Origin of the sequence: Mesorhizobium sp. M0028, from assembly GCF_040323855.1 — a bacterium.
Classification (GTDB): Bacteria; Pseudomonadota; Alphaproteobacteria; order Rhizobiales; family Rhizobiaceae; genus Mesorhizobium.
Genome location: NZ_JAMYVG010000002.1, coordinates 540,018 through 550,747, shown reverse-complemented (window position 1 = coordinate 550,747; position 10,730 = coordinate 540,018). Strand labels below are relative to the sequence as shown.

11 protein-coding genes and 1 pseudogene are annotated in these 10,730 nt (G+C 60.8%); 6 read left to right on the top strand and 6 right to left on the bottom strand.

Annotated elements, in window-relative coordinates:
* Nucleotides 1–37 precede the first annotated feature (37 nt).
* Nucleotides 38–205 carry a hypothetical protein gene (locus NKJ93_RS07780; RefSeq protein ID WP_352588432.1) on the bottom strand — a complete coding sequence of 56 codons (168 nt, stop codon included), beginning with the start codon at nt 203–205 and terminating at the stop codon, nt 38–40.
* Between the two features lie 26 nt (nt 206–231).
* On the opposite strand from NKJ93_RS07780, the gene NKJ93_RS07775 reads away from it, so the two are divergent.
* Nucleotides 232–810 carry a transposase gene (locus NKJ93_RS07775; RefSeq protein WP_352588404.1) on the top strand — a complete coding sequence of 193 codons (579 nt, stop codon included), beginning with the start codon at nt 232–234 and terminating at the stop codon, nt 808–810.
* Between the two features lie 381 nt (nt 811–1,191).
* Here the strand turns inward: NKJ93_RS07775 and NKJ93_RS07770 are convergent, their stop codons facing one another.
* Nucleotides 1,192–1,908 carry a pentapeptide repeat-containing protein gene (locus NKJ93_RS07770; RefSeq protein WP_352588401.1) on the bottom strand — a complete coding sequence of 239 codons (717 nt, stop codon included), beginning with the start codon at nt 1,906–1,908 and terminating at the stop codon, nt 1,192–1,194.
* Between the two features lie 430 nt (nt 1,909–2,338).
* Between NKJ93_RS07770 and NKJ93_RS07765 the strand changes: the two genes are divergently transcribed.
* Nucleotides 2,339–2,662, top strand: coding sequence for a glycosyltransferase family 9 protein (locus NKJ93_RS07765; RefSeq protein WP_352480825.1), 324 nt, complete (start codon nt 2,339–2,341; stop codon nt 2,660–2,662).
* A gap of 650 nt (nt 2,663–3,312) precedes the next feature.
* Here NKJ93_RS07765 and NKJ93_RS07760 read toward each other — a convergent pair.
* Complete coding sequence (locus tag NKJ93_RS07760) at nt 3,313–4,176, bottom strand: alpha/beta fold hydrolase (RefSeq protein WP_352588399.1); 864 nt, start codon at nt 4,174–4,176, stop codon at nt 3,313–3,315.
* Between the two features lie 362 nt (nt 4,177–4,538).
* Between NKJ93_RS07760 and NKJ93_RS07755 the strand changes: the two genes are divergently transcribed.
* Both NKJ93_RS07755 and NKJ93_RS07750 read left to right on the top strand, forming a co-directional pair.
* Complete coding sequence (locus NKJ93_RS07755; protein ID WP_352494208.1) at nt 4,539–5,588, top strand: hypothetical protein; 1,050 nt, start codon at nt 4,539–4,541, stop codon at nt 5,586–5,588.
* Nucleotide 5,589: 1 nt separating this feature from the next.
* Nucleotides 5,590–7,065: an FAD-dependent oxidoreductase gene (locus NKJ93_RS07750; protein ID WP_352588396.1), complete on the top strand. Its 1,476-nt coding sequence runs from the start codon at nt 5,590–5,592 to the stop codon at nt 7,063–7,065.
* A 39-nt stretch (nt 7,066–7,104) separates the two neighbouring features.
* On the opposite strand, the gene NKJ93_RS07745 is transcribed toward NKJ93_RS07750, so the two are convergent.
* A complete protein-coding gene (locus NKJ93_RS07745; protein ID WP_023720888.1) occupies nt 7,105–7,575 on the bottom strand; it encodes a YbhB/YbcL family Raf kinase inhibitor-like protein in 471 nt (156 codons plus the stop codon).
* A 78-nt stretch (nt 7,576–7,653) separates the two neighbouring features.
* Nucleotides 7,654–8,061: pseudogene (locus tag NKJ93_RS07740) on the bottom strand (DUF2267 domain-containing protein); the annotation flags it as partial.
* A 267-nt stretch (nt 8,062–8,328) separates the two neighbouring features.
* Here NKJ93_RS07740 and NKJ93_RS07735 point away from each other — a divergent pair.
* A complete protein-coding gene (locus NKJ93_RS07735) occupies nt 8,329–8,808 on the top strand; it encodes an Hsp20/alpha crystallin family protein (RefSeq protein ID WP_352480830.1) in 480 nt (159 codons plus the stop codon).
* 90 nt (nt 8,809–8,898) lie between these two features.
* Here the strand turns inward: NKJ93_RS07735 and NKJ93_RS07730 are convergent, their stop codons facing one another.
* Nucleotides 8,899–9,327, bottom strand: coding sequence for a CBS domain-containing protein (locus tag NKJ93_RS07730; RefSeq protein WP_023677862.1), 429 nt, complete (start codon nt 9,325–9,327; stop codon nt 8,899–8,901).
* A 285-nt stretch (nt 9,328–9,612) separates the two neighbouring features.
* Here NKJ93_RS07730 and NKJ93_RS07725 point away from each other — a divergent pair, with 285 nt between their 5' ends.
* The gene (locus tag NKJ93_RS07725) at nt 9,613–10,347 is read left to right on the top strand and encodes a phosphoribosyltransferase (protein ID WP_352588393.1); all 735 of its coding nucleotides are present in this window, start codon (nt 9,613–9,615) and stop codon (nt 10,345–10,347) included.
* Nucleotides 10,348–10,730 lie beyond the last annotated feature (383 nt).

The following is a 10,730-nucleotide window of genomic DNA, read 5'->3' as shown; positions in this document are numbered from 1 at the left end:
AAGACCCAGTTCGCCGTCGTCTTCGGCGAAAGGTTCGTCAGCCAATGACGAAACCGGCCTCGCGCACAGAATTCCTGACAGTTCCCATGAGGTGTTCTCCCGGTTCGGCGCTCGTGAGGTCGTCGAGCAATCCGTCCTTGGCAAACACCTCATTCGGATCGCGGCCGGCAAGCAGTTGGTCCAGAAGTTCCTTCTCAATAGCCATGCGATGATTCTCTCCTTTCCATCATCATGGCCTCGCGCACAGAATTCCCGACAGTCCCCCGCGCATTGGTCAAGGACCGTACCGCCGCGCAGAACAGGCAGAAGAACCTGACCATCCCGCTTTTGAAGCGCCAGGCCGAGCAGCGGCTCAGGCAAATCACCACCCAGATCAATGCGATCGACGCCGAATGTCGTACGCTGGTCGCCCGCGAGCCAGATCTTGTCCGTCGCTTCGACATCCTCACTAGTATCCCAGGCCTTGGCGAAGTCACAGCCTTCGCCATCATCGCCGACATGCCGAAGTTGGGAACCCTTGCCAACAAGCAGGTCGCAAGCCTCGCCGGCCTCGCACCGGTCGATCGCCAGTCGGGGCAGTGGAAGGGCAAGTGCTTCATCCGGGGAGGAAGATCGTCGGTCAGGCAGGCGCTCTACATGCCAGCCCTCGTCGCGGTCCGTTTCAATCAGTCACTCAAGACAAAATACCAAGACCTCCGAGACGGCGGAAAACCTGCAAAACTCGCCTTAACCGCCATCATGAGAAAGCTCGTCGTTCTCGCTAACGCCCTCATCAGGGACGACCGGAAATGGTCGCCATCCCTTCCTTGACCAAGACGGATACTCTAGATGCATTCGACAGGCGTTTGACCGACGAAAGCTTAAGCCCCCAAGATGCCGCGGCCTATGTCAAGTGCTGCGAGGCGAGTATGATCGACGCGTTGGTGCCAGGCTTCTGAATGATAATCACGACGATGGTAGTCATTCTCGACGATACAAGAGTTGCTGCCACTTATTCGGACAGGAGCTACCGGTTCGATTGAACCGGTAGCGGTGAACGGAAGGGGCACAAACACCCTTCGGCCGCGATTTCGCCAATAGCAATACCGCAGAAACGTGCCACTTTGGCGGACGATCTGCGCCCTCCGAAGGCAGAAGTTACAGGTTCGAATCCTGTCGGGTGCAGCATTGCCGCAGTTCGCTTGCCGACAACTATTCCTGCTGGAATTGACAGGGCCAATCTTCAGGCCTCGTCAAGCCAGAAGGCAACTCGGTCCGGGCGTCTCCGCAAGCCATGTTGAGCTGCCACTGGGACAGACCCGCCGAATTGGAAAGATCGACACCCTCGATACGGGTCAGAAAGAAAAAGGCGCGGTCAAAGTCTATCGGCGCGGTGAACCTCGCTCCTCGGAAGTCCGCCCGTGCGAGATTGGCAAACGAGAAGCGGCTGCCGCTGATATCGGCGTCATGGAACTGCGCACGCCCCAGTTCTGCCTTTGTGAAATCAACATTGGTCAGATTGGCGTCCTGGAAATTCGAGCGCTGCATTTCCGCGCTCGCAAACACAGCGCCCTGCGCGTCCATACGGCTGAAGTCGGTCCTGTAGCCCTCGATTCTGTCGAACCGGGCGCCTTTGGCGGTCGAGTCGGCCAAGGAAGCACGCACAAGAGTTGCCTTCTCAAGATTTGCCGCACGGAGATTGGTGTTCCTGAGGTCGGTCGAAGTGAAATCAACACCGAACAGGTTCGCCCCGCTCAGGTCCTGTCCATCTAGGATGAGAAGCTTCTTGTCACACTCTTGCCAATTGACGCCAGGCGTCGCGGCTGCGTCGCAATTTTGAGCGGCAGCGGCGTTCTGCCAAGCAAACACAGTGCAAACCGCTAGAACCAAGCCGGATGTGCCGTAAGCTCTGGTTCGCCTCAAAGTCATTGTTGCTGGACCTCTGCTACTCGCCGACACTCACCCTTACCACATCTGCTGACACTCGAGCCACGGTGACCACCGCCGTCACAGTTGGCGCATTTCTCATATTCAAGCTTTGATGTTGATCAACAGATCAACCCGCGCGTAGGGCGCGATTTGCGAGCGCCTCCCCATATCGGCGGTCCAGCAGAGATTCATTTGTCACCGGCCAGGCGCATCATTCCGTAGGTATGCTTGACTAAGCCGAGGAGAGCGGTCGTTCAGGCTGGCGAAGTCGCGTGCCAAGATTGGCCTCCGCTCTGGACGCTTGTCTCGCTAATTGGGAGCCTGCTCGAGTGCAGACCGCCAACCGCCGGCGTCCGCTGCCGACAAGCGTGAATCCGCTTGGTTCCGCACCGGTCGGTACTTCCCGACGGCGAGGTTGACCCGGCACGGGGTGCTAGTCGCACTGACGGCATTGCTTGGCGACGCCGTTATCTTTCTAGGAAATGAGAGTGGTTCCATGCATCTGGCGGCATCAGTAGGGACTCCTGTCGTCGGCCTTTACGGCTTGACACCGCCGGACATTTGGGGGCCGCTCGGAGTTCCGCATCGGATCGTGGCGCCTCGGCTGCCCTGCCAATGCGCTGCTCCCAACTTGTGCAAGCCGAACAATCCCGGTGGCGTCTACTGTGTGCATCGCGTGCGAGTAGAGGAGGTCACCACAGCTACCCTCGACCTGATCGAGTTCGAAACGCTCAAATCAATACCGAATCGTTAAGCTCAGCTCAGCTAGTTCGTTGAAGCGGCGGACCTAACAACTGGCCGGATCGACGGCGAGCGGCCTAGGTCCATCAGATCAAAGCCGGGCCTCGATCCAGAACCGAGATATCGTAAACTACACTCTGCGTCTCATGAACGGCCAAGTCAGCAAAATACCCCTATTCACCCCCGCCGTCGGTTACTGCTCATCGCCTTGAGATAGCCTCTTGCGAGTCGACAATCGCCTCCCGCGCTATGACAAGGTCTTTCCGGGTGAGAGCATTGCATTCCCTCGCAAGCGCGATTCGAACCGTTATTGCGCGTTCATTTTCCGCAAGACGGCAGCGCGTTCCCGGATAACGAACATTCGATCCCAGCTAACGGCAATCGCATCCCACATAACGACAACGGATTTCCCTGTTAATTCACCGGCGGCCGCGAATATTCACGCAAATCTGGTCGATATTCCCTGACGCCTCGCGCAGGAAATCTCCCACTAAGTAGCTGACATCGCGACAAGATATTGATGTTCTGCCCGCCCAAAGCGCGCATTCGCACAAATACCCTGCTTTTTGCCTGTTAGCAGGAAATATCAAACGGAGACTGGTTCGCCACAGACCGGTCGGTTCACCATGCTTTCAATAGGTTACCCGAGGGATGCATCGGTCATCAGCCGTGGACGCGTGCAAGGAAGTCGCGCACCAACGCAAGCGCCTCATCGAAATGGGTTTCCAGAAGCCAGTGGCCGGCGCCATCGAGGAGGTGGAACTCAGCTTGCGGCAAGTCGCGTTTGTAGGCGCGGGCCGATGCGGCCGGCATATAGCCGTCCTCGGGACCCCAGACGATCAGTGTCGGCGGTTGCCGTTTGCGCAGATAAGCTTGGTATTTCGGGAACCAGTTGAGGTTCCCCTCCAGCTTCTCCATCAGGCCGACCGCAAGCCGCCGACGGGCTGGCGTGTCCATCAGAGGCCAATGGAGTTTCCACAGATCCGGTGGCACGCGCTCGGCCACGGCCTCGCCAACTTCACCGATGAACTCGTGCCGGAAGCCCTCCTCGCTGACCGCATCTTCCAGCGGGCGATGCTTCTCGGACGTCTTATCGTTCCAATACATCTTGATGGCTGCGTATTTCGGGCCGAGCACGTCTTCGTAGATGTCGCCGTTCTGGATGATAAGCGCGGCAACGCGCTCCGGATAGGCGATGGCGTGGCGCAATCCGATCTGCGAGCCATAGTCGTGCAGCCACAGCGCATAGCGGGATAGGCCGAGCGCGTCAGCGAAAGCCGCCAGAAACCCGGCATAGGCATCGAAATCGTAGCCGAATGCAGCCATGTCGGGCGTGGCGCTGTAACCGAAGCCAAGAAAATCCGGCGCGAACGTGTGCCAGCGATCTGCCAGTCCAGGCATCAGCCTTCGAAACTGATAGGACGAGCAGGGATAGCCGTGCGGCAGCAGAAGCACCGGAGCGTCGGCCGGGCCGTCCTCGCGAAAGAAAATAGCGTCTCCGTTAACTTTGACTTGGCGGTGTCGCAATTTTGCCTCCTTGATCGAAAGGCTGCAACCTCCCGCATCCCGTTGTTTACGATGCTCTCGCTGGAAGGTTCCGTGGAAAAATAGACGCGGCAACTGACTTCCAAAACACAAATACGGTGACAGTGCACTTTGTCTTGTTCGCGCGATTGTCGCTTTCTGTACTGCTCCGCTCGGCCAGTCCGGGCATGAGTTCGGGCCACGTGGTCCCCGCACCGTCCAAGGCCAATTCGCAAACTTATGACTAGGCGGAGGGTTCCCGGTCGCGCCGTTGAAAGCGCCAAGGAACCTGCCGCCGATCAGATCGTTTCGCGGTATCTGGCCAGATCGACCGCAACGGAGGAGAGACATGCTCGAAATTCTGCATGCTCACAATCGCGCGACACCGAACATCGGCCGGCTCGGCCAGTTCGGGCTTTGGCACGATGCTGCGTGACGTCGACTACGTCCTGCGAAAACTCGACTGGATGCGCGCCGAAGGCATCTGGCCCAACGGCTTGCGATATCTGTGGACCGATGCATTCGGGGTCGTGCTCTACGTCTCGCTTTACACAGAAACTGGCGAACAGCGCTGGCTGGACGCGGCCGAGCGGCTGGTCGCCAATGTCGAGCGTGTGCTCGGCCGCCGGCGCGGACTGAGGATCGGCGAAGCGGCCGATCGCGACGGCCAGTACTTCCACTATCTCGCGATGTGGCTGTTCGCCTTGGCGCGCCTCGGCGATCTGAAGCCGGAATACCGCAAGCGCGGCATTGCGCTGGCGCGTGACATTCACCCGGCATTTGTGGTCCCCGGCCGCGGTGTGATCTGGAAGATGCAGGAGGATCTAAGCAGCCCATATCCTGGCTACGGTCTCGGCAGCATGGATGCCTATGACGGCTACGTCTCTTACCGGACGCTCGATGAGGACGCACTGGCGCCCGAGATCGCGCAAATGCGTGATCTGATGCAGCGCGATTGGCGCACCCTCGACATCGAGCAGGACCTCGGCCTCGGCATGATGCTGTGGCTCGCCCATTTCTTTCCCGACGAGCCGTGGGCCGAGGCCCAGACGAGGCGTTCCCTGCGAAGCCTGGAAACGATGTGGGTCGACCCGCCCGGCTATTTCAGCCGTGCCCCATGGCTGGGCGACACCAAGTTCGCCTTCACCAATTACGGCGTTTCGCTCGGCCTGCAGGCCGCCGGTATCTGGCCGGGGCGTGTCGATAGGCTGAACGCCTTCTTCGAGGACTGGCGCTCCGGCGACGAATACGACCGCGAGGCGATCACGTGGGTGATGGCCTGCACCTCGCATCTTCCTGGTGCTTTTCTGACCCGGGGTGGCGAGACAATGATTGAAAGCGACCAAGCTCGGGAACGTTCCTCTGCCGGCGCGGTTGTCGATGGAAGTGCACCGAGACGCAAGGAACGCGGTTGAAATGGCCATTCTCTTGGGAAAACCGGGAAGCTGTTGGGTGGCGGCAGCCAGATCCACGAACTATCCCCAGCTCGAAGGTTCGATCCATGCGGACGCCGTTGTCGTGGGGGCTGGAATTGTCGGGCTGACGACGGCGCTTCGGCTTTGCGAGGCGGGCCGATCGGTGGTCGTCCTCGAAGGCCTGCGCACGGGCGGCCAGGTGACCGGCCGCTCGACGGCCAAGATCACCACGCAGCATACGCTGATCTATCGTCATCTCATCCACACTGTCGGCCGGGAGTTGGCCCAGGTCTACGCCGATGCGAATTCCGCCGGCGCCCGACAAATCCGCGATTGGGTTAACAACTACGCCATCGCCTGCGATCTCGAGAGCAAGGAAGCCTATACCTACACCTGCGACGATCGCCGGCGCGCGGAGGTCGCGGCCGAGGCGGAGGCCGCGCGCCAGGTCGGGCTAGAGGCCGAGGTTCTCGAACGCGCACCGCTGCCTTTCGAAACGGCCGCGGCATTACGGTTCCCCGACCAGGCGCAGTTCAATCCGGCGATGTATCTGGTTGGTCTGGCGGAAGCGGTGACGGCCCGTGGCGGTCGGATCTTTGAAAACAGCCGCGCCACCTCGATCGACGAGGCAAGCCGCTGGCGCGTCGTCACAGATGGCGGCGCCGTTGATGCCGGGCACGTCGTCGTCTCCACCAACATGACGGTGAAGAGCCCCGTCGGCATGGCGAACCGGACGCAACCGCGCTGCCACACCGTGATGGCCTTTCGGATCGATGATCCCCTCCCTGTCGACGGCATGTTCATCGGCATCGACGAGCCGACGCATTCCATTCGCACAGGCCGTGATGCCGAAGGTCCGCTGCTGGTCACGCTTGGCCCCAAATTCAACACCGGCTGGGATGGCGACTTGGCGAAGCGGTTTGTCGAACTGGAAAAATGGACAAGAAAGAACCTTCCGGTCGGCGACGTCGCGTGGCGCTGGTGCAACGAGGACTATGATACGGCCGACAGGATCCCATACGCCGGCGAACCCGATCCCACCAAGGCCGCCGGCTTCCGCATTGCCACGGGCTTCAACGCCTGGGGCATCACCAACGGGACGGCCGTGGGAACGATGATCGCCGACCTGATTTGCGCCCGCCCGAGCCCATGGCAAAAACTCTACGATCCGGCGCGGCCCTATCCCGAGGACTTCCACAAGAATGGCCGCAGTCAATCGATCGTCTCGAGCACCCACGACATTGCGCCCGGCATGGGTGGCGTGATCGTCAGGGGAGACGAAAAGATTGCGGCCTGGAGAGACACCGAAGGCGCACTCCAGGCGGTTTCGGCGACCTGCACCCACAAAGGCTGCACCGTAACCTGGAACAATGTGGACCACACCTGGGATTGTCCCTGCCACGGCTCGATCTTCGCCGCCGACGGTTCGGTCATCCACGGCCCTGCCCGAAAACCGCTTGCCCAGATTACATTGTGAAGGCGGCCACTGTGAAGGCGGCGATCGGCGCGGCCCGCGTCACGCCGGCCGTTCGTAGGTTCCGACCAACTCCGTCTCCTCCAATGCGTGTTTCTGGGCTTGCTTCCAGACCTGATGCACGCCCGCCTGTCCTGGTACGCTGAGGCTCGGCACATCGAGCGCGGCCAGTAGGAAGTGGTAATGGTGGACGCCGTGCCCTGCAGGCGGCTGCGGACCATCGTAATAGGCATTGCCGAAATCGTTGGTGCCTTGCCTGAGTGCCGACGGGCCGGGCTTGCCGTCTTCGGCCTCGGCGAGTCCGCCGGCATCCGGCGGGATATTGAAGACCGCCCAGTGCGCGAAAACCCCGCTTGGTGCATCGGGATCCTGCACGACAAGAACAAGGCTCTTGGTACCATCCGGAACACCGGACCACTTCAGCGGCGGCGAGACGTTCTGGCCGTCACGCGCATATTTTTCGGGAATTGTTCCGCCTGCCGGGAACGCCGGGCTGATAAGGGTAAGTGGCATTGCTATTTCCCCAAGGAGGTTGCGACCGAGAAACCCGCGCCGCGCCGTTCCCGGCGCTTGCTGAGCTTCGGCGACGCGTCTTATCTCTCCTGGCAGGGATTCGCAGACCTTGTGCATCTGTCCTTCTCCGACGTGATGGGCGAGCACCTTGGACACGACCCTGAATGCATCCTTGGAATCGACCGGACGGGTAAATTCCAGCTCCGCCTTGATCTTGGCCAGAAACTCGTCGAGCGACCGCATCTTCTCGGGAGCTTTGGAAGGCTGATATTGGTCATAGAAGGCGCCGCGCACCAGAATCGGCAGCTGCGAGCCGAGGTGCGCTGCAAGATCCGGCTGCATACGGTCCCGCAAGGCGTGCAGCACCGCTCCGAGAACGTGCCAGGCGACCTGCCGATCCGGCCCAATCTCGTCCATGATCTCGTCGAGCCAGATGTTCGTGATCTGCAGCGTCTTGTCGAATACGTCGAGTCCAGTGGCGTTCATCGAAATCCTCCTTCCATTCAAATCCGACTACGGCTGATACGACCAAACAGCCGTACCTGCCCGTTGTTCCCCGATGGGCATGCCCTGACGCGCATTCATTGTCGGAGGTTCCGCCAGGAGGGAATTCGGGCCGGCTTTTTGCCGCTGTTTTTTCGACCGCCTTTCTTGGCCGGCGCTCGGAACATCCTCATGGGCGGACGAGTTTTATTTGCCGTCGCCGATCACATGGCGACGAGTGATGCAGACACGAGAAACAGGAGAAGAACCATGGCACATCACGATTTGGCGCCCAGGACGCCATCGCGCAGCCTCTACCCATCCGCGCGAGACCCGCTCACGTCATTTCACCGGCAGATTGATCGCCTGTTCGACGACTTCTTTGCGCCAATGGCCGAAGCGACTACGGCGGGCGGTCTTTGGCCGAGCGTCGACGTATATGAAACAGACCAAGCCTATAAGGTCACCGCCGAATTGCCGGGGCTCGAGCAGAAGGATGTTGAGCTCGAGCTGCGCGACAACACCCTCTCCATTACAGGCGAGAAGCGTTCGGAGCACAAGGAAGGCGACGGCGGCCGCACTTACAGCGAACGCAGTTATGGCCGGTTTCAGCGGACCATCCTCCTGGAAACGGAGATCGATGCCGACAAGGTGCAGGCCACTTTCAGGAACGGCGTTTTGGCTGTCGAGCTTCCGAAGAATCCCGCTGCAAAGGACAAAACACGCCGCATAGAAGTGAAAGCGCGATAGTTGCCAAACTGAAGGCTGCCTCAGCAGGCGGCGTTCAGCCCCTGTGGAAGGAGAGCGGCGAGCACGGCGGCAACCGCTCAGGGCGAGCGTCTAGCGCCGGGGATCGTCCGTCGCCTCGGAAACGCCTTCGAGAGCGATCTTGGCGGCTTCCTCATCGGTCCGCCCGAGGTCGGCCAGGGCAATGACGCCGACGAGGCGCTTGTCGTGGTTGATCACCGGAAGACGACGCACCTGATGCTTGGCCATGATCTTCGCCGCATCGGTGATATCGGCATCGTCGAAGCACCAATAGACATGCTCGGACATGACCTCGCGAACGGTCGTGTTGCCGGCTGAGCGCTCCTCGGCGACGCCGCGCATCACGATGTCGCGGTCCGTCACCATGCCGACCAGCCTGTCATTCTCGCCGACCGGAAGGGCACCGAGATTGTCGGCCCGCATTTTCCGGGCGGCATCCCTGATTGTCGTGTTCGGGCCGACCAGTTCGGTCCGACGGCTCATGATCTCCTGAACTTGCATGGGAATATTTCCTCTCTCTGATTGCTGAGGCAACAAGTCGCCAATCGCCCTGTTGCCGCGCATCGCGAGATTGCCAGCTGGCCGGACGAGGCTTGTGCGATCGCTATCCTCTCGATCCCGCGCCAATGCACGTGCCGGCACCTCGCGATTGAAACTATTCTTGGAACGTCCAGGCAGCGAGCGAGTTCCAAAACGGTAACCGGCGTCGCAGCCATCCCACGGGATGTCGCCGCAGGCTGGTGAAAAACATCCACCGGAAAAACAGATGCACGCGGATTGAAGATCATGGCTATCATCTTTTCAGATCGCCGCGAGGCCGGGCGGCGACTCGCCGGAGAGCTCGTTCGCTTTGCCGGGCGCGACGACGTGACCGTGTTGGCGCTGCCCAGAGGCGGCGTGCCGGTCGGCTACGAGGTCGCGCAGGCGCTCAAGGCACCGCTCGACGTCTTCGTCGTGCGCAAGCTCGGCGTCCCCGGTCACGAGGAGCTGGCCATGGGAGCGATCGCGCCCGCAGGCGTACGTGTCCTGAACGACGAAATCGTCAGCGGTCTCGCGATCCCGCCACATGTCATCGACGCGGTCGCCGCAAAGGAGGAAAAAGAGCTTCTGCGCCGCGAGCACCTCTATAGGAACGGGCGACCCCCACCGCAGTTGAATGGACGAACCATTATCCTCGTGGATGACGGGCTTGCGACCGGATCGACCATGCGGGCCGGGATCAAGGCGCTGCGAAAAAACCACGCCGCCCATTTCGTCGCGGCCGTTCCCGTCGGTAGCCCCGACACTTGCGACGCGATGCGGGCGGACGCCGACGAGGTCGTTTGCGCGACGACACCAGAGCCGCTGCTCGGTGTCGGGCGGTGGTACGTGGATTTCTCACAGACGAGCGATGAAGAGGTCCGCGCGCTCCTCGCCAGGTCCGTGCCCAAGCCTTCCGCTTCCGACAAACCTGCCGCTTCCGAAGAGGAATTGGCTGGGCACGCGAGTGCGGGTCCGGCGCCTGGCACCAGATCGACATAGCGGAGGTGGATATGGACCGGGATAGCGAGCACGTCGTGCATGTTCCCGCGGGGCCTATCACGCACGAGGGCAATCTTTCGTTACCCCGGATGCCCGCGGCCTTGTGCTCTTCGCCCATGGCAGCGCTGGACGAAGTCGCGGATCTCGCGAGCCGATGGTTCTTGCGCCATCTGATTTCGGACAGATCGGCGTCCACGTCCTGACAGCTGGAGGTTGGATCACCAGTCCCGGGATCATTTGCGTCCTCAACGCGTTAAGGTCCTCGTAAAACAGCGCGCAGCTGCAACCCAAATGGCTGTCGCAACCCCTAGTTGGGAGAAAGACAATGCCGGACAAGAAAACCATCGAGAAGGCCCGAAAGGACAAGCGCGAGGGCAAATCGC

What these genes read in the sequence shown, in the direction of transcription:
- NKJ93_RS07780 (WP_352588432.1), bottom strand. Translation starts at nt 205, where the DNA reads ATGGCTATTGAGAAGGAACTTCTGGACCAACTGCTTGCCGGCCGCGAT.
- NKJ93_RS07775 (WP_352588404.1), top strand. Translation starts at nt 232, where the DNA reads ATGGCCTCGCGCACAGAATTCCCGACAGTCCCCCGCGCATTGGTCAAG.
- NKJ93_RS07770 (WP_352588401.1), bottom strand. Translation starts at nt 1,908, where the DNA reads ATGACTTTGAGGCGAACCAGAGCTTACGGCACATCCGGCTTGGTTCTA.
- NKJ93_RS07755 (WP_352494208.1), top strand. Translation starts at nt 4,539, where the DNA reads ATGCTCACAATCGCGCGACACCGAACATCGGCCGGCTCGGCCAGTTCG.
- NKJ93_RS07750 (WP_352588396.1), top strand. Translation starts at nt 5,590, where the DNA reads ATGGCCATTCTCTTGGGAAAACCGGGAAGCTGTTGGGTGGCGGCAGCC.
- NKJ93_RS07745 (WP_023720888.1), bottom strand. Translation starts at nt 7,575, where the DNA reads ATGCCACTTACCCTTATCAGCCCGGCGTTCCCGGCAGGCGGAACAATT.
- NKJ93_RS07735 (WP_352480830.1), top strand. Translation starts at nt 8,329, where the DNA reads ATGGCACATCACGATTTGGCGCCCAGGACGCCATCGCGCAGCCTCTAC.
- NKJ93_RS07730 (WP_023677862.1), bottom strand. Translation starts at nt 9,327, where the DNA reads ATGCAAGTTCAGGAGATCATGAGCCGTCGGACCGAACTGGTCGGCCCG.
- NKJ93_RS07725 (WP_352588393.1), top strand. Translation starts at nt 9,613, where the DNA reads ATGGCTATCATCTTTTCAGATCGCCGCGAGGCCGGGCGGCGACTCGCC.